The organism is Calditerrivibrio sp., from assembly GCA_026415135.1.
Taxonomy (GTDB): domain Bacteria; phylum Chrysiogenota; class Deferribacteres; order Deferribacterales; family Calditerrivibrionaceae; genus Calditerrivibrio.
Genome location: JAOAHS010000002.1, coordinates 25,801 through 47,039 on the forward strand (window position 1 = coordinate 25,801; position 21,239 = coordinate 47,039).

The window sequence follows — 21,239 nt, forward strand, 5'->3', positions numbered from 1 at the left end:
AGGGCACTTCAGTGCCCATGATTATTTAAAGTAGCTTTGTTATAAGTTCGATCACCCTATTTGAGTATCCCCATTCATTATCGTACCAGCTAAACACCTTTACACATGTACCTTCAATAACCTTGGTAAGAGGGGCATCAAAAATTGAAGAATGAGGGTTGCCATTGAAATCACAGGAAACGAGTTCCTGATCAACATACTGAAGAATCCCCTTTAATTCACCCTCTGCGGCTTCTTTGATGGCGGCATTTACCTCCTCTTTTGTAGTGGCTTTTGAAACGTTACATGTTAGATCAACAAGGGAGACGTTTGGTGTGGGGACTCTTATTGCTAGTCCATCGAGTTTACCTTTTAGTTCCGGTAAAACGAGACCCACAGCTTTTGCTGCTCCCGTTGAGGTGGGGATCATAGATAGAGCAGCAGCTCTGGCTCGTCTAAGATCTTTGTGTGGAAGATCCAAAATCCTTTGATCATTGGTGTAGGAATGGATAGTAGTCATGAGACCATTTATTATGCCAAATTTTTTATGGATAATTTTTGCTACAGGAGCTAAACAATTTGTAGTACATGAGGCATTGGATATAATATGATGTTTGTTTTTATCGTAGGATTCAAAATTAACGCCCAAAGCGACTGTTATATCAGGGTCCTCTGCAGGTGCAGAGATAACAACTTTTTTGGCACCTGCCTCAAGATGTTTTGATGCCTGTTCCCTTTTTGTAAATATACCAGATGACTCTAAAACAACGTCTACGTTAAGATCCTTCCATGGTAGCTGAGCAGGATCTTTTATGGAATATACTTTTATATGCTTGCCATTGACTATAAGGTTGTCATCTTTGTAGCTTATTTCCAGGTCAGCTATGCCATGAACTGAGTCGTACTTTAAAAGATGTGCCAATGTTTTAGCATCTGTTAAATCGTTAATTGCTACAAAATCAATATCAAGTTTTTGAGCAAATGCAGCTCTGAAGGCGCATCTACCTATACGGCCAAAACCGTTAATTGCTACTTTTAGGCTCATTATTGTCCTCCTTTTTTTCTAACATGTTCTTTATATATAATATCTGACCACTTAAAAAGTCAAAAACTTTTTTAATTTCTTCATCTTCTATCCTCTTTTTGTTGTTAATGATATTAAAGAGTCTTTCTATTGAATAAAAGGTCTTTTTAGCCGTTTCATTCTGTTTTATTGCTTGTTCTTCGTATCTTTTGGCGTAGTTCTTAATTGTTGTAAGAGCTTTTGATAGTTTGATTTCTAACTCTTTTTTCTCAGCTCTGAGCCTTAGAAGTTCATTTACAGTATCTTGTTGCATAATGGTGTTAAGAACATTTGTCATTTTGGATATCTTAGTTTTTGCTTTATCGTAGGCATCTAAAAGTTCTTCATATGCTTTTTTTAATGAGCTTATTTCGTTTATATTTTCTATATTCTTTTTACTTATTTCTGATAATTCAATCTCTGATTTTCTTAATGAATCTATAAGCTGGTACTGTTCTGTGATATCATGTATATATTCGCCTACCTCTATCAGATTGCCCTCTTGGTCGAATATGGGGAACATATTTTGTTCGTAGGTATATTTTTCCCCATCTCTCTCTATTGTGATGTGTTGTTTAATACAGTTTTTTTCGGCTCGAATCTGATCGATTTTACACCAAGGGCATTTGTCTGAGAGATTATAGATCATTTTAAAACATTTTCCGCCAACTAATCTTGGTAGATTTGTTTCTCCTGCAAATTTTCCGGCTGCAAGGTTAACATTGTTAATATCGTAGTGGAGGTCCATCGAAAAAAAAGGTAGATTAAATCCGTCGATGAGTTTGAGCATTTTTTGGCGACTTTTTTTCAAAATATTCACACTTTCTTCTAAACTCTCTATGAGGGATTCTTTAGAGGCTAATGTTTCCTCTAGTCTACTTTTTTCCTGCTCCCTTGTGGCGAGCTCTTTTTCACATATACTAAGCTCATCCCTTAAGAAATCTATCTCTTTATTTGTCTGAACAATTTCATTTTTAAGCTCTATCAAATTGTCAAATATTGTTGCGATGAATTTGTTTAAATATTTACCTTCCCTATTATCCTGAACTATAAGTACATATCGTTTATTTTGAATCTCTATTCTGAAAAAATAGAAGGTTATGATATCTTTGTTTTTTCTAAAGAAATAGAGACTTACCTTCTCGTTTAACAAATATTTTTTTATAAAATCAGGGATTGGGGTCTCAGTAAATTTGCCGTTTGTATAGTATTTGAATTTTTCTTCATCGAGTTGGTATAGAAATATGTTAATAAATTCATCAAGATTTAGATATGTAAGTAGTTGTTCAATGTTTGTCATGTAAATAACCCCTTTGAAAATATATAACAATCCACTTTCTTAGCTCCTGCACTCATCAAAACTTTGCTGCACTCATTAATTGTAGCTCCTGTAGTCATTATATCATCAACTAACAAAATTTTCAAATCAAATAAGTTTTTTTCACAGCTAAAAGCGTTTTTTACATTTTCATAACGTTCTTTTTTCCTGAGTTTCCATTGATACGTAGTATGTCTCTTTCTTTTTAGTATTCTTTCAAATTTAATTCCATATATCTTAGCTATAGTTTTTGCAATGTAATCAGCCGGATGTATAAATCTTCTAAATCTTCTTAAAAAGCTTGATGGAACGGTGGTGATAATATCATAGAAGTCAAACTTAAATAACTGTTTTTTTATTAGGTAATCTAATAGGGTCAAACCCTTTAGATTGTAATGAAATTTAATCTTTTTAAGTAAGGTTTTGATACTACCTTGATACCAGTATGGTATGAAGAGCTTATTATAGTATTTGGGGATGATGCAATTATTGCAAGTACTTGCCTTTATAGATAGGGGATAACCACATTTTTGACAAAAAGTGTTAATTTTTTTAATGTTTTTAAGACAGTTATCGCATAAAGTTTGATAATAAACTATCTTGCAAGAACAGCCTATGCATTCTGCATAAAATAACTCATCTAACATAAACTGCACTTGACAAATCTTTTTAAAAGATATATTAGCACACATACGCAATAAGGGATGGGGCTGTAGCTCAGCTGGGAGAGCGCATGAATGGCATTCATGAGGCCAGGGGTTCGATCCCCCTCAGCTCCATAATGGTTCAATTGTTTGTTCTTTTGGGTTCCCATAGTTGTTTAAAAATTCGATAGCTTTTTCGACTATATCTTTGGTACCTGTTATATATATGATATCTTCAGATTTTAAAATATCTTCTGCATTTGGACTTTGTATTATATGATCACCTCTACGGATAGCTATTATACTGGCACCTGTGTTTGCTCTTAGGCCGACTGCTTTGATCCTTTCACCAGCTAATGGGCTATCAGGTAGTATCATATAGGGTACTATATCTATGATGAGGTCATCGATTTTGTCTGTAAACAGTTTTTTAGGGGAAATGTCGATAGTCCTTAGGGATTCATAGTTGTTCTGTCTTATTTTTTGAGTCATTAGGTGGATTATATTGATAGGGATATTGTATTTAACAAGAACTCTTGAAAAGATCTCTATAGATGTCTCAAACTCTTCAGGTATTATCTCATCTGCTCCTAATCTTTTAAACATCTCCACTTCGGCAACATATCTGGTTCTAACTATTATTACGACATTTTCATTGATTGTTTTCGCCATCTTTACTATCCTTTTTGTGGCTTCTGGATCAGAAATGGCTATTACTACAACCTTGGCTGTTTTAATACAAAGACTTTTTAATATCTCTTCTTTTGTTGCATCACCAAATATGATAGGTTCGCCTTTTTCTTGCATCTGCTTTACAGTACTTATGTTCATTTCGCAAATGATATAACTAATATTTGTTTCCTTCAGAACATGGCTTAAATTCCTACCGTTTAAACCATACCCAATTATAATTACATGATCAGAAAGCTCGTCCTGATGTTCTTCTTGAGGCTGTTTTTCTTGTTTTTTGAAAAAGATATCGTATATCTTATAGCCATACTTAAAACCGAATGGTGTAAGTACCATTGAAAAAACTGATCCAGCAAGGAAAAGCTGATAAAAATTGTTATCGATTATATTGAGACTTTTAGCAAGTGCTGCCACTACAAAAGAAAATTCACCTATTTGAAATAGAGACATACCTAATCTAAAGGAGATCTTTGTACTTTTAGAAAGATAGTAGGATATTGAAAATATTACAAAGCCTTTTATGATGAGCAAGGCTATAAAAAATATAATTACTTTGTCCAGATTTTTTATGATAAATGCTGTATCGGTTAGTAACCCAATTGACACGAAAAAGATTGCTAAAAAGCTATCTTTAAAGGGTTCGATATCGGCAATTATCTGATGGGTATAGATAGAGTCTGCAAGAACAACACCAGCCAAAAAAGCCCCTAATGAGGTTGATATACCCATAAGACTTGTAATGTATGCCATACCGAGGCTGATGACGATGATTGTAAGGATAAAAATCTCTTTTACTCTAAGCTTTGCTATTTTTGATAGTATAAAGTTAGTTAGGTATTTTGATATGAAAAATACTATTATTCCAAGAACAATTGATACCAATACCTTTGAAATTATATCGATGAAAGATATGTAGGTGGATGCAAAAAGAGGTACAATAACCATTACTGGTACAACCATAATATCCTGAAAGAGTAAGATACCTATACCTATCTTGCCGATGGGTGAGTCGGTAAGACCTTTTTCTGAAATTAGTTTTAGAACTATTGCTGTACTACTTAGGGCAGTAAGTATGCCTAAAAGTATGGCATTTAGATAGTTATAATACATGGTTCCAATGATAAAAAATATAGCAAAGGTACCTATAACCTGAATAAAACCTCCAATGAAAACATATCTTTTTAATCTAATCAATTTATCTATTGAGAACTCCAGTCCGAGGGTAAAAAGTAGGAGTATTATGCCGATTTCAGAAATGGCTTCTATTGTATGACTATTAGATATAAGTTTTAGTCCATTCGGACCAATAATAGCACCTGTAAGAATAAAACCTATTATTGGATGTATTTTCAATTTTGTTAAAATTGTGGTGATAACAACTGAAGATCCTAACAGTATTATGATATATAAAAAGATATTATTTTCCATCTAACCCCTGTGGCTTAGAGATATTATAATATCCTTTGTGAGATTATAAATTTTTTGAACGGAGAGTTTTTCTAATTTTTCATCGGGGCTGTGGGGGTTATGAATATTAGGCCCTAATGAGATAATATCCAGAAAAGGGTTCTTTTGTGAGAAAACACCACATTCAAGACCAGCATGAATCACTTTTATATTTGGTTGTTCGTTGAAAAGTTTTCTATAGGATCTGATACCTTCCTCAAGCAACGTTGAGTTTTCCTTTGGAACCCATCCTGGATAATCACAGCAGTAATAATAAGAAAACCCAGTGAGCTTTTTTTCGATATTTTTTTTGAGTAGATCCATTGCACCATCTGTGGTACTTCTTAAACTTTCTACAATGATTAGTGTATTGTTTGCCAACTCTATCTTTGCAAGATTTGAAGATGTTTCGATACCTTGAAACCTCCCTTTCATTCTGGTAAATACCCCATGATTTAATTTAGAGAGGGTTTTTAAAATCTCTTTGAAGTAGAATAATACCCCACGATGTTGGGTAACATGGGAGATTGTAAGTTTAGCGTTATCTAAAGGGTATCTTTGGCAGATCTGGTAAAAGATCCTATTTATATCTTCCTTTGTATAATTGGTTAAAAGAGCTGCTGATGCACTTCTTGGTATTGCATTGTGGGCTGTTCCCCCTCTGATATCTAAAATGTATTCAACTTCGATTGCAATCATTAGTTCTGTTAAGAGTTTAATTGCATTTGCATAACCTTTGTCTATGTCTATACCTGAATGACCACCATTTAACCCATCTATCTCTATATGGGTAACTGTAATATTTTCTGAGGTTTTACTTGATAATTCCTTTTTGATAATCATATCTGTGCCACCAGCACAGCCTACTATGAAGGTATTGTCCTCTTCTGAGTCAAGATTTATTAGGTAACGGCTATTTAAAAATGACTTATCAAGATGTTTGGCTCCATTTAGGCCAGTCTCTTCATCGACGGTAAAAAGTAAAGAGATATTCCGGGTACTTGACATCAGCTCCTCTTTAAGGCACATCGAAATTGCCATACCTATTCCGTTGTCTGCACCTAAACTTGTTTTGTTTGCTTTTATGTAGACTCCGTCGTCTGTTAGGGTAATTGGGTCTTTTTCAAAATCATGGTTTGAATCTTTTGTTTTTTCACATACCATATCCACGTGGGATTGTAATATGATCTGTGGGGTTGTTTCAGGGGGATATACAAGGGTATTGCCATAGGGATCTGTCATATATTTAAACCCTTTTGCAATTGCCCATTTTTGAATATATTGAACTATTGCGGATTCTTGTTTTGAGCACCTGGGGATTTTTGATATTTCACTAAAATAGTTAAGAATTTTTTCCAGCATTTTTCACCTTCTGTTCAAAGAATAGACAATCTATCTCGGAACTTTTTTTTACATGGATAGAGGGCAAAAGTTTGCTCTTAAATCCGATTTTTTTGCATAGATATGGGAAATTTTTATCCCAGCTTATTGCAAAATGTACACAATCAAAGCAATTGATTTTATGATTTTGTTTCATTAACCTTAGCTGCAATCTCCCTTATAAAACTGATTAAATCTGATTTATCTACAACATACTTATATTTGGATTTACTACTAATAATGGTCCCCCCATGCCCCGATGAGATTGCTGTGATGATATCATTGTGGTATATAGCTATATAATCGCTTATCTCGTCCCCTTTGCCGTCAGGTAACTCGTAATCTATTATTGCTACATCTATTTTATTGTTATCAAGTATTTTTTTTGCTTCTGATACGGTTTTAGCTATAAAGAGATTGAAATAAAATTTTTTAGATAACATCTCCATAATAGTGTAAAATATATCCTCGTCTTCGACGAAAAGCAAATTGAACATAATTAACCTTTACTTTTATTGTAGATTGTTTTATAAAAAAAGCAATAAAAATTGGAGGTAACATTGAAAAAGATATTGTTGATCACTGTACTTACATTTTTCTTGATTTCTCCAACTTATGCCACTAAAAAGAACAATAAAAAACCGGTTCAGCCTTCTGTGGTGGATAGGCTAAAAAATATCGAGACGATTTCAGCTGACTTTGTTCAGGTAACAACGATTAAAAACTTTTCCAAAGAGACTTACAAAGGGAAATTTTATCTAATAGCTAATCAAAAAGCCCTTTGGGATTATACCGAGCCATATAAGCAGTACTACTTTTTTGATAGTAGAGGTATGGAGTACTATGATGGGTCTACAAATCAGGTTATACGCCAGACAAAAAACTCTTCTAGAGAAGCTGGTTTAGTCTTGTCTGTGCTCTTCAACTTTAGAGAGATCGAAAAGAATTTCGTTGTTGTGGTTAATGGAAAAAGTCAGATTCAATTAAAACCAAAGGTGGATATTGGGCTGAAATATGTAATGTTGTTGGTCAATGCTCATAATGATATAACCGGGATACACAGTGAAGATATCAATGGTAATGTAACGGAGATCACGTTTTCTAATCTTGAAATAAATAAGAAGATAGATAAATCTGTATTTAATGTTAAATATCCTGAGAGTGCTCAGGTTTTTGAGTATTAGTTTTTTCTTGTTTATATGTAAGGTAGTAAAATCTTCTTGATTTAATTTTAAAAATTATTTAACTTTATTTCTCATTTAAAATCGGAAATGAAATTGGCAGTTGTTAAGTAAAAATAAAAAAGGAGGTACTATGAAGAGACTTATTTTAGTGGTTATGTTGTTACTATCAACAGCTTTTCTATCGTATGCTAAGATGATAGAAATAGGTATTACCCAGATAGTAGAACATCCAGCTCTTGATGCCTGTAGAAAAGGTATAATTGACAAGTTGAAGGAGTTGGGTTACGAGGATGGTAAAAATGTTAAATATGATATTCAGATAGCTCAAGGTAATATTGCTACAGCAAATCAGATAGCTAAAAAATTTGTAGGGGATAAAAAGGATCTAATAATAGCGATTGCAACTCCTACTGCTCAGGCTGTGGCCAATCTTACTAAGACTACTCCTATTATTATATCAGCTATTACAGATCCTGTTGGAGCTAAGCTTGTAAAGTCACTTGAGAAACCTGGTGGGAACGTCACTGGTACGACAGACATGAGTCCAGTCAAGGAGCAGATAGAGCTTTTTGAAAAGCTTAAGATACCGTTAAAGCGATTAGGGGTGATATATAATTCTGGAGAGGCAAATAGTAGAGCAATTGTAGAGATCCTAAAGTCAATTATTAAGAACAAGAATATCGAATTAATTGAGGCAACTGTAACAAATAGTAGTGGTGTTTTAATGGCTGCAAAGTCTCTTGTGGGAAAAGTTGATGGGATCTATGTTCCTACTGATAATACAGTTGTGTCTGCTCTTGAGTCGGTGTTACAAGTGTCTTTTGAGAATAAAATACCTGTCATTACTGGTGATACAGACTCTGTAACGAGGGGTGCTTTGGCTTCTTTAGGGATGGATTATTATAAGTTGGGTTTGCAAACAGGTGTTATTGTTGCTAAGGTTTTAAAAGGTGAAAAACCATCTAATATACCTGTAGAGACCTTAAAAGATTTGGACCTTTTTGTAAATGAGTCCACTGCAAACAAGATCGGTATAAAATTAAATCCAGATATTTTAAAGGCTGCAAAAAAGGTTATTAAGTGAGTTTAAAAGATGTTTACTCTTTAAAAAATGACCAGCTTTAGAAAGGGTGGCGTATGAGTTATTATGCTTTTTTGGGTGCCATCGAACAGGGTTTGGTCTTTGGGATAATGGCTATTGGTGTTTTTATAACTTTTAGAGTACTTGATTTTCCAGACCTCTCTGTGGATGGAACATTCCCTTTAGGTGCAGCAGTGGTAGCGGTTATGATTACTAACGGTTTTAATCCCTATTTTGCCACAATCTGTGCACTTTCAGCTGGAGTATTTGCTGGTATGATAACCGGTATATTGAATACAAAGCTTAAAATACTCAATCTTTTATCCGGCATTCTTGTGATGATTGCACTGTATTCTGTCAATATACGGGTTATGGGGCAACCAAATACTGCTTTATTGGGTTTTGAGACGGTGTTTTCTCCTTTTGAAAAGCTGTTTGAGGTAGACAGATATGTAGTAACACCGGTATTCTTTTCTTTAATAGTGTTTATGTTAATCCTTTTGATAGTTTGGTTTTTTCATACAGATTTGGGTTTGGTAATGAGGGGAACTGGTGATAACCCGAAGATGGTAAGAGCTCAAGGGGTTGATAATAATTTTATCACCATATTAGGTTTAGCTTTTTCAAATGGGTTGGTGGCTTTGTCAGGGGCTCTTGTTGCCCAGAGCCAGGGGTCTGCCGATGTAAACATGGGTATAGGTACGATAGTAGCAGGTTTGGCTTCAGTGATTCTTGGTGAAGCTTTTTTGGAACCAAGAACAGTATTTAGAGCTGTCTTATCTGTGTTGATAGGATCAATGTTGTACCGGTTTGCTATTGCACTGGCTCTTTCTTTTAGAATTGGGAGTTTTCAGTTAAGCCCTTCAGATCTAAACCTAATAACAGCTACAATGGTTACCTTTGCCCTTATATCCCCAAAAATCAGACAAATTATTAAGAGTAGGACATGATAGAACTAAGAAATGTAAAGAAGATTTTTAACGCTGGGACCATTAATGAAAATATAGCAATAAAATCATTGTCATTAAGGATAGAACAATATGATTTTATAACGGTTATTGGTAGTAATGGCGCGGGAAAATCGACTATGTTAAATCTTATATCTGGTAACCTGATGCCTGAAGAGGGTGATATTTTTATCAATGATCAAAATGTTACTAAAATGCCTGTCTTTAAAAGGGCTAGTTTTATTGGGCAAGTTTTTCAAGATCCTTTAAGTGGTACCGCTGCATCCCTTACCATTGAGGAGAATTTGGCAATAGCTATGAAAAGGGGTAGTAAAAGAGGTTTGGGGCTTGGTGTAAAAAAAGCTGATAGGGAGTATTTTAGGGATCAATTGTCAAAATTAGGTTTGGGGCTTGAGTATAGATTAAAGGACAGGGTAGGCCTATTATCTGGTGGGCAACGACAGGCTTTGACACTGCTAATGGCTACATTGGTAAAACCCGAAATATTGCTATTGGACGAACACACAGCTGCTTTAGACCCTAAAACAGCTGCCAAGATAATAGAGCTTACAGAATATTTTGTAGAATCATACAAACTTACAGTTCTCATGGTTACTCATAACATGAGACAAGCTCTAAGCTTAGGTAACAGAACCATAATGATGCATGAGGGTGAAATCATATTTGATGTGAAATCCCCCCAGCGTGATACTTTGACTGTTAAAGATCTTTTGGAACTCTTCTCAAAGGTAAGAGGGGAAGAGATAGTGGATGATAAGTTGTTGTTAGTATAAGTATGAGATTTAAAAAGCTTATTATTCATGGTTTTAAATCCTTTGTTGATAAAACTGTGATAGATTTCCCTGAAGGTATAACCTGTATTGTAGGTCCAAACGGCAGTGGTAAAAGCAATATTCTGGATGCTATAAGATGGATTTTAGGTGAACAGAATCCAAAAGAACTCAGAGGCTCTGACATGGATGATATTATTTTCGGTGGTTCTGAAAAAAGAAATCAATCCAACGTTGCTTCTGTAACTCTTGTTATAACCGATTTAGATGAAGAATTAGCTGGAAAGTGGGGATCGTTTAGTGAAATAGAGATTACACGTAAGTACTATAGGGATGGTGATAGGGAATATTATATAAACAATAAAAAATGTAAGCTAAAAGATATCAAAGAGATCTTTTACGACACCGGTTTGGGTGCAAGAAGTATTTCCATAATAGAGCAGGGTAAGGTGGAAAAAATAATCTCTGCTTCTGGTGAGGAAATAAGGCAGTTTTTTGATGAGTCTGCAGGTATTACCAAATTCAAAGAGAAGAAAAAAGAGGCTGAGAAGAGGCTGGAACAGGCAAGAGACAATCTCAATAGGGTCAATGATATAATAGTAGAGGTTAGGGAAAAATATGGTTTGCTCAAGAGCCAAATGGAAAAGCTTCATCTTTATAGAGAGTTAAAAGCCGAAAAGGAACGAATTGATAAAATTATATATGCAATCAGTTATTATAATCTGCTGGGTCAATTAGAGGAGTTGCATTTAAAAAATGATCAATTACAAATTCTGTTATCTGAAGAGGTTTATGGGATTGAACAACTGCAAAAAGATTTAAGGCATTTTGAAGAAAAACTTTTAGAAACTGAAACTGCGCTTAGAAGAGTAAATAATGATATTGTAAGATGTACCGAAGAGATTGGTTTGGTTAATTCAGAGATAAATGTTTTGAAAAGTAATATAGATTCTGCAGAAAAATCCAAGACTCAAATGAATGATGAACTTATGTCTTTATCAAACAGGTTGAAAGATCTTTCTAAGCTTAGGGAAGGATATTTGGGGAAAATCGATGAGCTTGCTACTGTTGTGAATAATAAGAAAGATGAAATTCGTGAATTAGAGGTTTTATTAGATGAATTGATAGATCAAAGGGATGATTATAAAGAGGATCTGAATGTAAATAGGACTAAGTATCTGGATATTGCAGAAAAGGGTACAAAGTTACGCAATCAGATTATAAGGTACGAAACTGAGATTGCCAGAATCAAGCGGGAAACATTAAGGATGGATCAAGAGAAGGAGCAGCTGTTAGGTGACTTAGAAAAAGTTAATCAACTCCTTACCGATTTGAAGATAAAAAGAGATATGTTTGTGAATGATCTTGGCATTATAAAGGAGTCGTTCTTAGCCCAAAAAGCAACCCTTGAAGAGATCAACAATAAAATCAAAAGAATCCAAGAGGAAAGAACAGCCCTAATCATAAAAAATAAGAGTAAAGAACAGGAGATTGAGTTTTTAAAGAATGAGATAAGGGCTTCATCGTTTGGTAAAGAACTCTTTAATAACTTTGATGAGAATCAGATGGCTTTATTGATGGATTATCCTATTGATGATGGCATTAAACAGCTCTATGGTGATGTGGTTGTCTTTAAGAATACTGATAGGCAGGTTATCTTTTCTCTAATGGATAAGATGATTTTGTCATTGAAATTTGTTTTTGAGGAAGATATCGATACTTTAAAAAATAATCTTTCTTCTATTAAACTGATAAATAATACAATTAGGGAATTCAACGGTGTATATTATAAGATAGGTGAAGATGAAAAATCTACAAAACTCATCCAAATGAAGATTAAGCTAAAAAGCCTTGTGGATGAATTGGAAGAGTCGAGCAGTGTTTTAGAGACATTGGATAAAGAGTTAAAAGATCTACATAACAAGAGAGAGGCTATACTTAATGAGATGGCCAACTATGATCAACAAATAAGGGAAATGGAAAAGGAAATTGTCAATATAGATGCTATCATTAAGAACAATAACACGATAAGGGATAATATACTTAAAAGGGAACTCACTGTTAAAAAAGAGATTGTATTATTGGATGATGAGCTAAAAAATCTCGAAGAGAAAATTGCCATAGAAGGGGAGCATCTCAAAGAGATATTTTTGAGCCAGAAGGAGTTGGAGGAAGAGTATGATGATATTAAGAGTAAGTTGGATTATTATGAGGAGCGAATAGAGAGTGAAAAGGAGAAGTTGACAGATTTAAGGGTTGAGTTGTCAAGATTAAATGAGCAACTGAGCTCTTCAAAAAAAGATCTTTCCTATACTGATAAAGAGATAACCTCAGCTACATCAAAGGTTCATCATATAAAGGAGAGGCTGGCAAGGTTGATGTCTGTGGATATTAATAATTGGTTAAATAGCCTTAAGATGAATGAAAAAAAGCTTGATGAACTGGAAAAAAAGAAGATCAGGTTTTATGATGAGAAAAAGTTTTTAGAAAGTGAGATCATAAGTAAAAACGATTCTATAAAAAAATTAAAAGAACAGATAGATGATAGGAATAAGTTTGTGAAAAAGATTGATAATGATCTACAGAATATAAGGATAAGAATTGCCCAAAACAAAACAAGCATGGAGAATCTTGAAAACAGTTATCAAGAGAAGTATTCTTCCCTTTTGAAGGAAGATTACAAGTTATACTATAATGATGACCATGATCTAAAAACGTTGAAGGGTGAGCTAACTGAGTATGAAAAAAGAATAGAGGATATTGGCCCTCTTAATATGGCTGCAGAACAGGAATTTTTTGAGATTAGCGAGAGATACCAGTTTTTAGAAAAACAGAAAGAGGATATAGTAAAGGCTATAGACAGCATATCCCAGATTATTCATGAGATCGATAATAAAACAGTGGAAACATTTAAGGAAACCTTCTTCTCTGTAAGAAAACATTTTAAAGATATTTTTAAAAACCTTTTCGGCGATGGAAAGGCTGAGTTATCCCTTACTGATGAGGAAGATTTGTTGAATACTGGTGTGGAGATATTTGTACAGCCTCCTGGTAAGAGATTGCAAAATATGGCGTTGCTTTCAGGTGGTGAAAAGGCAATGACAGCCTGTGTTCTTCTTTTTGCGATGTTCCTTCACAAACCATCACCATTCTGTTTTCTTGATGAAATAGATGCACCGTTGGATGACGCGAATATCGGTAGGTTTGTAAATATGCTTAAAAGTCTTTCCCAGAAGGCTCAATTTGTTATAATTACGCATAACCAAAAAACGATGGAGTCTGCCCAATATCTTTATGGTGTTACAATGCAGGAACCCGGAGTTTCTAAGATTGTTTCGATAAAGATGGATTAAAAAAAAGCGGGGCAGGCCCCGCTTTGTGGTTGTGTTACATGGAGTCTATGATTGCGTTGAATGTAGGGCTTGGTCTCATAGCTTTAGAGGCTTTTTCATCATCTGGTCTATAGTATCCACCTATATCCTGTGGTTTCCCTTGGGCGTCGATTAACTCCTTGTTGATCTTGGCTTCATTTTCACTCAACTGTTTATATACCTTTTCAAATCGTTCTTTAAGTTGGGGATCTTTGTCCTGATTTGCCAAAGCTTCGGCCCAGTAAAGTGCAAGGTAGAAATGACTACCTCTGTTATCTATTTCACCTACTTTTCTTGCTGGAGATTTTTTATTGTCTAAAAACTTCTCAACAGCCTTATCGAGGGTTTCTGACAATACACGGGCCTTATCATCGTTGAAAACATTTGCAAGGTGTTCTAATGATGCACAGAGGGCTGTGAACTCCCCTAAAGAATCCCATCTTAAATACCCTTCTGCTAAAAATTGCTGAACATGTTTTGGAGCAGAGCCACCGGCACCGGTTTCGAATAACCCACCACCGTTAAGTAGTGGTACAATAGAAAGCATCTTTGCACTTGTACCAAGCTCTATTATAGGGAAAAGATCTGTGAGGTAATCCCTTAGAACGTTACCAGTGACTGATATTGTATCAAGTCCAGCTCTGAACCTTTTAAGGGTAAATCTCATAGCTTCTTGTGGTGCAAGTATATGAAATTCTAAACCTGTTGTGTCGTGCTCTTTTAAATACTTCTCTACTTTAATAATCAGTTGAGCATCATGGGCCCTGTTTTTATCAAGCCAGAATACAGCAGGAGTTTTTGTGAGCCTTGCTCTGGTTACGGCTAATTTTACCCAATCCTTTATGGCAGCGTCTTTGGTTTGGCAGCTTCTGAAGATATCACCTTTTTCTACTTTTTGCTCCATTATTACCTGATTGGTATTGTTATCAACAATTCTTATTATACCTTCATCCTCAGCTATAAAAGTTTTGTCATGGGATCCGTACTCTTCGGCTTTCTGAGCCATAAGACCAACATTGGACACTGAGCCTATTGTGGCAGGATCGTAAGCACCATTTTTTTTGCAATCCTCCATCATCTCTTTATACATAGTGGCATAGCACCTATCAGGGATCATAGCTTTGGTATCCTGAAGCTTGCCATCCTTGTTCCACATTTTACCACCATCTCTGATAACAACAGGCATTGAGGCATCGATGATTATATCGTTTGGCTGATGTAGGTTGGTAATACCTTTGTCAGAGTCCACCATTGCAAGAGCAGGTCTTTTATCATAAACGGCCTGAATATCAGCCTCTATCTCTCTTCTTTTCTCCTCAGGTAAGGATTCGAGCTTTTTGTAAAGATCTCCCAAACCATTGTTTGGATTTACGCCCAGTTGTTTGAATGTATCTGCGTGTTTTTTGAAAACATCTTCATAGAATACTGATACGGCATGACCAAACATAACAGGGTCAGAAACTTTCATCATTGTAGCTTTAAGGTGAAGAGAGAGTAAAAGACCAGATTGTTTTGCATCCTCTATGCTTTCTTGATAAAATTTTCTGAGGGCAGCAACATTCATTACAGAGGAGTCAAGTACCTCTCCATCAAGAAGAGTTACTTTTTCTTTCAACACTTTGCAGTTACCATTTTTATCAACGAATTCATATCTAATAGATGTAGCCTTATCAATGGTAACAGACTTTTCACTTCCATAAAAATCACCCCCTGACATGTGGGCTACATGGGCTTTAGTATTTGGATCCCATGGAGCTAATTTGTGGGGATTCTTTTTGGAGTAGTTTTTTACAGATAATGGGGCTCTTCTATCAGAGTTACCCTCCCTGAGTACTGGGTTTACTGCGCTACCTAAAACTTTTGAGTACCTGGTCTGAATCTCTTTCTCTTTTTCATCCTTAGGATCCTCTGGGTAATCGGGTACTGCATAGCCTTTGTCCTGTAACTCTTTAATGGCAGCTTTAAGTTGTGGTACTGATGCACTAATGTTTGGTAGTTTTATTATGTTTGCTTCAGGCTTTAAAACAAGCTCACCTAACTCTGCTAAATGGTCTGGAATCCTCTGCTCAGGTTTTAAGAAATCGGGAAAGGTAGCTAAAATCCTACCAGATAGAGATATGTCTTTCTCTTCTACCTCTATGCCCGTCCCTTTTAAAAAAGCCTGAACAATGGGTAGAAGGGAGTATGTGGCGAGTGCAGGTGCTTCGTCAATTTTTGTCCAGATGATTTTTTTTGCTGACATAACGTTTCTCCTTATTATGTTTTTTATCTAAAATCTTTGTATACAGTATACAAAATATATATTAGAGTTTCTTCTATTTGTCAAGTGAATTGTAAAAATTATTATGAAAGTAGTTCTTTGGATAAAACGGTGTTATTATTGATAAAGGTAGGTGCTTGACAAGTGTTGCTCATGTTCATTGTTGTGTGGTGTCAAGTAAGTGTCTGATAAATAATCATAGATTTGGCTTATAGTCTGTATATAGTTTTTCTATAGCATATCATTACGATTTTTGTTCTTTATTCTTTGAAAATGGGTTTTGGTTGTGATGGGTTTTCTATTGTTTGTTGTATTTGTTTTTTGTGTTGAGTTGTTCTATTTGAAAGTGTCGGAGCAATTTTTTGTGTTTTGATGAAAATGTTTGTTTGATATATGTTTACTTCTGGTGATGGTTTTGTGTTTGTTTGTTTTTTTATAATGTTGATTATCTGTGTTTTGTGGGTTTTTAAAAATTATAAAATCTTTTGATAATTGTTAAGTCGATATTGCTTGACATTTTCATTATATTTGTGTTAGTGTATACAGTATACATAAAAGGTCGCGATATATAAAATAAAGTTAAGGAGGCTTTTATGGCTTTTAAAAGACCAAAGATAGCATTAATAGGTGGTGGACAGATCGGTGGAGTTCTTGCACAGCTTTGCGCTATCAAAGAGCTTGGTGATGTTGTTATGTTTGATATTGTTCAAGACATGCCCCAAGGTAAAACCCTTGATATAGCTGAGGCAGCGAGAATCGATGGATTTGATATTAAATTAAAGGGTACAAATTCCTACGAAGATATTAAAGATGCAGATATATGTATTGTAACTGCTGGTCTTCCAAGGAAACCCGGTATGAGTAGAGATGATCTTTTGACTACAAATGCCAATATTATAAAGCAGGTTGCTGAAGGTATCAAAACTTATGCTCCTAACTCTTTTGTCATAGTTATTTCCAATCCCCTTGATGCTATGGTTACCCTGATGAAAGAGATTACTGGGTTCCCAGCAAATAGGGTTTTTGGACAGGCTGGGGTTCTTGACTCCTCCAGATTTGCTACTTTTATAGCTTGGGAACTTGGGGTTTCTGTGAAAGATGTCAATGCTCTTGTACTTGGGGGGCATGGGGATACTATGGTTCCTCTTGTAAGATATGCAAATGTAAATGGTTGTCCTGTTATGGAGCTTCTTGAGCAAAAGTATGGGGCAGAAAAGGCTAAAGAGGTTATGGAAGCTATGGTTCAAAGAACAAGAAATGCTGGTGGTGAGGTGGTTGCTCTTCTTAAGACAGGTTCTGCTTTTTACTCTCCAGCTTCTGCTGCAATTCAAATGGCCGAAGCTGTTATCAGAGATGAAAAGAGGGTACTACCAGTTTGTGCACTTTTAAACGGAGAATATGGTGTGAAAAATCTTTATGTTGGTGTACCAGTAGTTTTGGGTGCTAATGGTGTTGAAAAGATTATAGAACTCAAGCTCAACGAAGAAGAGCAGAAGATGATGGATATATCTGTTAATGCCGTTAAAGGGCTTGTCGAAGATCTTAAGAGGCTTGGTTTCTTGTCATAAATCCTCAGGAGGGTTTAACCCTCCTTAATTTTTTAAAATTATGTTGAAATATTTTTAAAACTGAAATATATGATTTTTCTAATAAACTTAAAGGAGTTTTTTAGATGGCTAAAGCTGAAAGAATAGAAATTATTGAGAAATGGTGCAAAGGCTGTGAGATATGTGTGGAGCTTTGCCCAACCGGTGCCCTTGAAATGAGGGATTTTAAAGCTTCAGTGAAGGACTTAGAAAAGTGCACTGCATGTATGCAATGTGAATTAAGATGTCCTGATTTTGCAATTATCGTTTATAAGAAAGAGAAAGAATAAGAAACAGAATGAATATGTTAGGAGGCATTAAGTGGCTAAAAAAGTAGAATTTATGATGGGTAACCATGCAGTTGCTGAAGGTGCCCTATATGCTGGATGCCGTTTTTACGGTGGATATCCCATTACACCTTCCACAGAGGTTGCAGAAAGGATGGCAGAGAGGTTGCCTCAAGTAGGTGGAAGGTTTATACAGATGGAAGATGAGATTGCTGCAATGGCTGCTGTAATAGGTGCGTCTATTGCTGGTGTTAAGAGTTTGACTGCAACAAGTGGTCCGGGATTATCTCTTAAACAGGAAAATATAGGTTATGCAATGCTCTGTGAGATTCCTGTGGTAATAGTGGATGTCATGAGAGGGGGTCCTTCTACAGGGATGCCAACAGGACCAAGCCAATCCGATATTATGGCTGCAAAATGGGGAACTCATGGTGATCATCCAGTTATTGCTGTGGCACCTTCATCTGTTCAAGAACAGTTTACAGAGACTGTAAGAGCTTTCAATCTTTCTGAGAAGTATCGTTGTCCAGTTTTCGTCTTGACCGATGCTATTATAGGGCAGATGATGGAGCAGATTGTTATTCCAGAACCTGGCGAGCTGGAGGTTGTGGAAAGACCAAAACCTACTTGTAAGCCGGAAGAGTACCTCCCTTTTGATATGGATAAAGAGATCGTACCCCTTGCTCCTTTTGGATCTGGTTACAGATTCCATATAACAGGCCTTCATCACAACTCTGACGGATTTCCTACTAATGATGCGGTATTGCATACAAAAAACACTATAAGAATCATAGAAAGGTTGAACAAAAACTATGATGATATTGTGAAAGTGGAAGAGTTTATGACTGATGATGCAGAGGTGCTTGTCTTTGCTATTGGGGTTTCTGCAAGATCTGCAAAGCATGCTGTTGTGGAAGCAAGAAATGCTGGAATAAAAGCAGGACTTGTAAGACCACTTACAATATGGCCTTTCCCTGAGAAACATTTGGATAGATTAATAGAGAAGAATAAAGTTAAGGGTATTGTTGTCCCTGAGATGAATTTGGGGCAGATGACTCTCGAAGTTCAGAGGGTTGCTAAGGGTCGCTGTGGGGTAGAAGGTTTATACAGCTTGTTATTGGAGCCAATACTTCCGAGTGATATCCTTGAAAAAATTAGGAGGTTTGTATAAATGGCTTACGATTACGCTAAATATATAAGAAAGGGGAAATTACCCCATATATGGTGTGCTGGTTGCACCTATGGTATAGTTTTGAAATCTATGATAAGAGCTATAGATTCTTTGGGTTGGGATAAAAACGATATCGTTGTTACTTCAGGTATTGGATGTGCAAGTCGTTTACCAGGTTATGTGGATTTTAATACTTTGCATACTACACACGGTAGATCTATTGCTTTTGCTACAGGTGTAAAGATAGCTAATCCAAAGCTTAAGGTTATCGCCTTAGGTGGTGATGGAGACATGACAGCTATTGGTGGTAATCACTTCATTCATGCATGCAGAAGAAATCTTGATATGGCTATCTTTGTATTTAACAATAATATCTATGGTATGACTGGTTCCCAATATTCACCTACCACTCCAAAAGGTGCTTGGGCAACAACATCTCCTTATGGTATGACTGAAAATACTTTTGAAATTACTGATCTTGCTAAGGGTTCTGGTGCTACTTTTGTCGCAAGGACAACAGCGTATCATGTAGCCCATTGTGAAAAGATGATAAAAGAAGCCCTTACACATAAGGGTACAAGTGTATTGGAAATCATAAACGCTTGTCCAACAGGTTTTGGTAGAAAGAACAAATTTAAAACTCCTGCGTCAATGCTTCTATGGATGAAAGATAATGCGGTCAATATTGAAAGGGCAAAGAATATGACTCCTGAGGAGCTCGCTGGTAAAATCACAATAGGGGTTCTTCACAAAGAGGAGAAGCCTGAATATCTTGATACGTATGATACAGTAGTTGGATTAAAAAAATAGGAGTATAAGATGGCAAGGATAGATATAAGAATTGGTGGATCAGGTGGTCAAGGTACCATTACAGCTGCTGCCATATTGGGTTATGCAGCTGTATATGCAGGTAAAAATGCTGTTCAAACGAAGTCTTATGGTCCAGAGGCAAGAGGCGGAGCTGCTAGGGGTGAAGTAGTTATTAGCGATGAAGAGATAAACTATGTTAAGGTTTTAAAATCTGATATACTTGTAGCTCTTACTCAAGAGGCCTGTGATAAATTTGTAGTGGATGCTAAGGAAGGTAGCATCGTAGTCGTGGACGATTTCATGGTAAAGAATAAGCCTAAAGGTAATTTTAAGCTTTACTCACTACCTATCATAAAGACTGCTGCTGAGGATGTGGGTAAGTCTATGGTGGCTAATATTGTAACGCTGGGTGTAATAAACGAACTTGCAAACCTTATAGACTACGAAAAGCTTGAAAAAGGTGTTTTAAGTAAAGTCCCAAAAGGTACAGAAGAGCTTAACAAAAAAGCGCTAAAAGCTGGTATAGAGCTTGCAAAAGCTGCAAAAAAATAAAAAAGCGGGGTTTATCCCGCTTTTTTAATTAGCTTTGTCTGAGTTGTAATCTAAGGGTATAATATTTTTAGCTTTCAATATATTATATAGAGCATTTATCTTTGTTTTTTGCCATCTTTCGTAGATTTTTAATATGTTTTCTTCGTCTATCAATCTAAAGCTTTTGGCTATCTCCATCAAGACACTGGTTATTTTTAAAAATTCTTTATAAACATTTAGATATAGGTTTTTTATGTCACTTAGTGTATCAATGTGGTTGTATATTCTGTAAAGCGTCAGGAATGATACCTGACCGAGCTTTATAAAATAATCTATATCCACAAGCTTTCTGTTAAGCTTATCCGGGAAGAGACCAGAGTATATGAGACATAAATCCCCTACAGCTTTAATTGTCTGTATCTTTCCAAAAAGGTCCTTTGCAAATGCCTTCATAAATGCCTCACCTAAGGCATCATCGTTAATGATATTTTTATAAAAAAAGTCCTCTTTCTCTATCAGGTTTTTCATAATGGTCATAAGATATAACTTGGCATATTCATTCAACTGAAGGGATGCTTTCCGTTCGTTCTCAGTGACTATGTCGTACATTTCTGATGATATATTTTTTACTACTAACATAATACACCTCCTTGTGTACTATTTCTGACTTCCCTGTTCTTAACTATATGATCGGATAAAA

General features: G+C 35.6%; 18 protein-coding genes and 1 tRNA gene. 11 read left to right on the top strand and 8 right to left on the bottom strand.

The features are described 5' to 3' along the window. Positions 1-25 precede the first annotated feature (25 nt). Genes gap through N3C60_00705 form a run of 3 tightly spaced genes read right to left on the bottom strand, consistent with a single transcriptional unit; the run spans position 26 to position 3,007 of the window. The gene (gene gap, locus N3C60_00695; GenBank protein ID MCX8083428.1) at positions 26-1,024 is read right to left on the bottom strand and encodes a type I glyceraldehyde-3-phosphate dehydrogenase; all 999 of its coding nucleotides are present in this window, start codon (positions 1,022-1,024) and stop codon (positions 26-28) included. Then, on the bottom strand, positions 1,002-2,342 hold the full coding sequence (locus N3C60_00700; GenBank protein ID MCX8083429.1) for a hypothetical protein: 1,341 nt from the start codon (positions 2,340-2,342) through the stop codon (positions 1,002-1,004). The genes gap and N3C60_00700 overlap by 23 nt, the downstream gene beginning before the upstream one ends. Beyond that, positions 2,339-3,007, bottom strand: coding sequence for a ComF family protein (locus N3C60_00705; protein MCX8083430.1), 669 nt, complete (start codon positions 3,005-3,007; stop codon positions 2,339-2,341). Before N3C60_00705 ends, N3C60_00700 begins: the two co-directional genes overlap by 4 nt. A 59-nt stretch (positions 3,008-3,066) precedes the next feature. On the opposite strand from N3C60_00705, the gene N3C60_00710 reads away from it, so the two are divergent. Then, positions 3,067-3,139: transfer RNA gene (locus tag N3C60_00710), tRNA-Ala, on the top strand. Here N3C60_00710 and N3C60_00715 read toward each other — a convergent pair. The 3 genes from N3C60_00715 to N3C60_00725 form a co-directional block, all read right to left on the bottom strand. Next, the gene (locus N3C60_00715; protein MCX8083431.1) at positions 3,131-5,122 is read right to left on the bottom strand and encodes a cation:proton antiporter; all 1,992 of its coding nucleotides are present in this window, start codon (positions 5,120-5,122) and stop codon (positions 3,131-3,133) included. The two genes, N3C60_00710 and N3C60_00715, sit on opposite strands and share 9 nt — an antisense overlap. Continuing rightward, on the bottom strand, positions 5,123-6,502 hold the full coding sequence (pepD, locus tag N3C60_00720; protein MCX8083432.1) for a beta-Ala-His dipeptidase: 1,380 nt from the start codon (positions 6,500-6,502) through the stop codon (positions 5,123-5,125). It lies immediately after the preceding gene. Between the two features lie 158 nt (positions 6,503-6,660). Then, positions 6,661-7,017 carry a hypothetical protein gene (locus tag N3C60_00725; protein ID MCX8083433.1) on the bottom strand — a complete coding sequence of 119 codons (357 nt, stop codon included), beginning with the start codon at positions 7,015-7,017 and terminating at the stop codon, positions 6,661-6,663. A gap of 63 nt (positions 7,018-7,080) precedes the next feature. Between N3C60_00725 and N3C60_00730 the strand changes: the two genes are divergently transcribed. The 5 genes from N3C60_00730 (at position 7,081) to N3C60_00750 (ending at position 13,876) form a co-directional block, all read left to right on the top strand. Continuing rightward, complete coding sequence (locus tag N3C60_00730; protein MCX8083434.1) at positions 7,081-7,704, top strand: outer membrane lipoprotein carrier protein LolA; 624 nt, start codon at positions 7,081-7,083, stop codon at positions 7,702-7,704. A gap of 130 nt (positions 7,705-7,834) precedes the next feature. Continuing rightward, positions 7,835-8,788, top strand: a complete 954-nt coding sequence (locus tag N3C60_00735) for an ABC transporter substrate-binding protein (GenBank protein MCX8083435.1) — start codon at positions 7,835-7,837, stop codon at positions 8,786-8,788. 53 nt (positions 8,789-8,841) lie between these two features. Beyond that, positions 8,842-9,735, top strand: a complete 894-nt coding sequence (locus N3C60_00740) for an ABC transporter permease (protein ID MCX8083436.1) — start codon at positions 8,842-8,844, stop codon at positions 9,733-9,735. Continuing rightward, a complete protein-coding gene (locus N3C60_00745; GenBank protein ID MCX8083437.1) occupies positions 9,732-10,526 on the top strand; it encodes an ABC transporter ATP-binding protein in 795 nt (264 codons plus the stop codon). The genes N3C60_00740 and N3C60_00745 overlap by 4 nt, the downstream gene beginning before the upstream one ends. Before the next feature lie 2 nt (positions 10,527-10,528). Continuing rightward, a complete protein-coding gene (locus N3C60_00750) occupies positions 10,529-13,876 on the top strand; it encodes an AAA family ATPase (protein ID MCX8083438.1) in 3,348 nt (1,115 codons plus the stop codon). A 34-nt stretch (positions 13,877-13,910) separates the two neighbouring features. Here the strand turns inward: N3C60_00750 and N3C60_00755 are convergent, their stop codons facing one another. Continuing rightward, positions 13,911-16,136: an NADP-dependent isocitrate dehydrogenase gene (locus tag N3C60_00755; GenBank protein ID MCX8083439.1), complete on the bottom strand. Its 2,226-nt coding sequence runs from the start codon at positions 16,134-16,136 to the stop codon at positions 13,911-13,913. Positions 16,137-16,747: 611 nt separating this feature from the next. Between N3C60_00755 and mdh the strand changes: the two genes are divergently transcribed. The 5 genes from mdh to N3C60_00780 all read left to right on the top strand — a co-directional run bounded on the left by mdh (position 16,748) and on the right by N3C60_00780 (position 20,560). Next, a complete protein-coding gene (mdh, locus tag N3C60_00760) occupies positions 16,748-17,722 on the top strand; it encodes a malate dehydrogenase (GenBank protein MCX8083440.1) in 975 nt (324 codons plus the stop codon). Between the two features lie 104 nt (positions 17,723-17,826). Further along, complete coding sequence (locus tag N3C60_00765; GenBank protein MCX8083441.1) at positions 17,827-18,030, top strand: 4Fe-4S binding protein; 204 nt, start codon at positions 17,827-17,829, stop codon at positions 18,028-18,030. A 31-nt stretch (positions 18,031-18,061) separates the two neighbouring features. Then, the gene (locus tag N3C60_00770; protein MCX8083442.1) at positions 18,062-19,198 is read left to right on the top strand and encodes a 2-oxoacid:acceptor oxidoreductase subunit alpha; all 1,137 of its coding nucleotides are present in this window, start codon (positions 18,062-18,064) and stop codon (positions 19,196-19,198) included. Continuing rightward, on the top strand, positions 19,199-20,008 hold the full coding sequence (locus N3C60_00775; protein MCX8083443.1) for a thiamine pyrophosphate-dependent enzyme: 810 nt from the start codon (positions 19,199-19,201) through the stop codon (positions 20,006-20,008). A 9-nt stretch (positions 20,009-20,017) separates the two neighbouring features. Continuing rightward, a complete protein-coding gene (locus N3C60_00780) occupies positions 20,018-20,560 on the top strand; it encodes a 2-oxoacid:acceptor oxidoreductase family protein (protein ID MCX8083444.1) in 543 nt (180 codons plus the stop codon). A 24-nt stretch (positions 20,561-20,584) separates the two neighbouring features. On the opposite strand, the gene N3C60_00785 is transcribed toward N3C60_00780, so the two are convergent. Next, complete coding sequence (locus N3C60_00785) at positions 20,585-21,178, bottom strand: hypothetical protein (GenBank protein MCX8083445.1); 594 nt, start codon at positions 21,176-21,178, stop codon at positions 20,585-20,587. Positions 21,179-21,239: the final 61 nt, after the last annotated feature.

Excerpts from the sequence above, each read along its gene's own strand:
- gap (MCX8083428.1), bottom strand. The coding sequence starts at position 1,024 with ATGAGCCTAAAAGTAGCAATTAACGGTTTTGGCCGTATAGGTAGATGC.
- N3C60_00700 (MCX8083429.1), bottom strand. The coding sequence starts at position 2,342 with ATGACAAACATTGAACAACTACTTACATATCTAAATCTTGATGAATTT.
- N3C60_00705 (MCX8083430.1), bottom strand. The coding sequence starts at position 3,007 with ATGTTAGATGAGTTATTTTATGCAGAATGCATAGGCTGTTCTTGCAAG.
- N3C60_00715 (MCX8083431.1), bottom strand. The coding sequence starts at position 5,122 with ATGGAAAATAATATCTTTTTATATATCATAATACTGTTAGGATCTTCA.
- pepD (MCX8083432.1), bottom strand. The coding sequence starts at position 6,502 with ATGCTGGAAAAAATTCTTAACTATTTTAGTGAAATATCAAAAATCCCC.
- N3C60_00725 (MCX8083433.1), bottom strand. The coding sequence starts at position 7,017 with ATGTTCAATTTGCTTTTCGTCGAAGACGAGGATATATTTTACACTATT.
- N3C60_00735 (MCX8083435.1), top strand. The coding sequence starts at position 7,835 with ATGAAGAGACTTATTTTAGTGGTTATGTTGTTACTATCAACAGCTTTT.
- N3C60_00740 (MCX8083436.1), top strand. The coding sequence starts at position 8,842 with ATGAGTTATTATGCTTTTTTGGGTGCCATCGAACAGGGTTTGGTCTTT.
- N3C60_00745 (MCX8083437.1), top strand. The coding sequence starts at position 9,732 with ATGATAGAACTAAGAAATGTAAAGAAGATTTTTAACGCTGGGACCATT.
- N3C60_00750 (MCX8083438.1), top strand. The coding sequence starts at position 10,529 with ATGAGATTTAAAAAGCTTATTATTCATGGTTTTAAATCCTTTGTTGAT.
- N3C60_00755 (MCX8083439.1), bottom strand. The coding sequence starts at position 16,136 with ATGTCAGCAAAAAAAATCATCTGGACAAAAATTGACGAAGCACCTGCA.
- mdh (MCX8083440.1), top strand. The coding sequence starts at position 16,748 with ATGGCTTTTAAAAGACCAAAGATAGCATTAATAGGTGGTGGACAGATC.
- N3C60_00765 (MCX8083441.1), top strand. The coding sequence starts at position 17,827 with ATGGCTAAAGCTGAAAGAATAGAAATTATTGAGAAATGGTGCAAAGGC.
- N3C60_00775 (MCX8083443.1), top strand. The coding sequence starts at position 19,199 with ATGGCTTACGATTACGCTAAATATATAAGAAAGGGGAAATTACCCCAT.
- N3C60_00780 (MCX8083444.1), top strand. The coding sequence starts at position 20,018 with ATGGCAAGGATAGATATAAGAATTGGTGGATCAGGTGGTCAAGGTACC.
- N3C60_00785 (MCX8083445.1), bottom strand. The coding sequence starts at position 21,178 with ATGTTAGTAGTAAAAAATATATCATCAGAAATGTACGACATAGTCACT.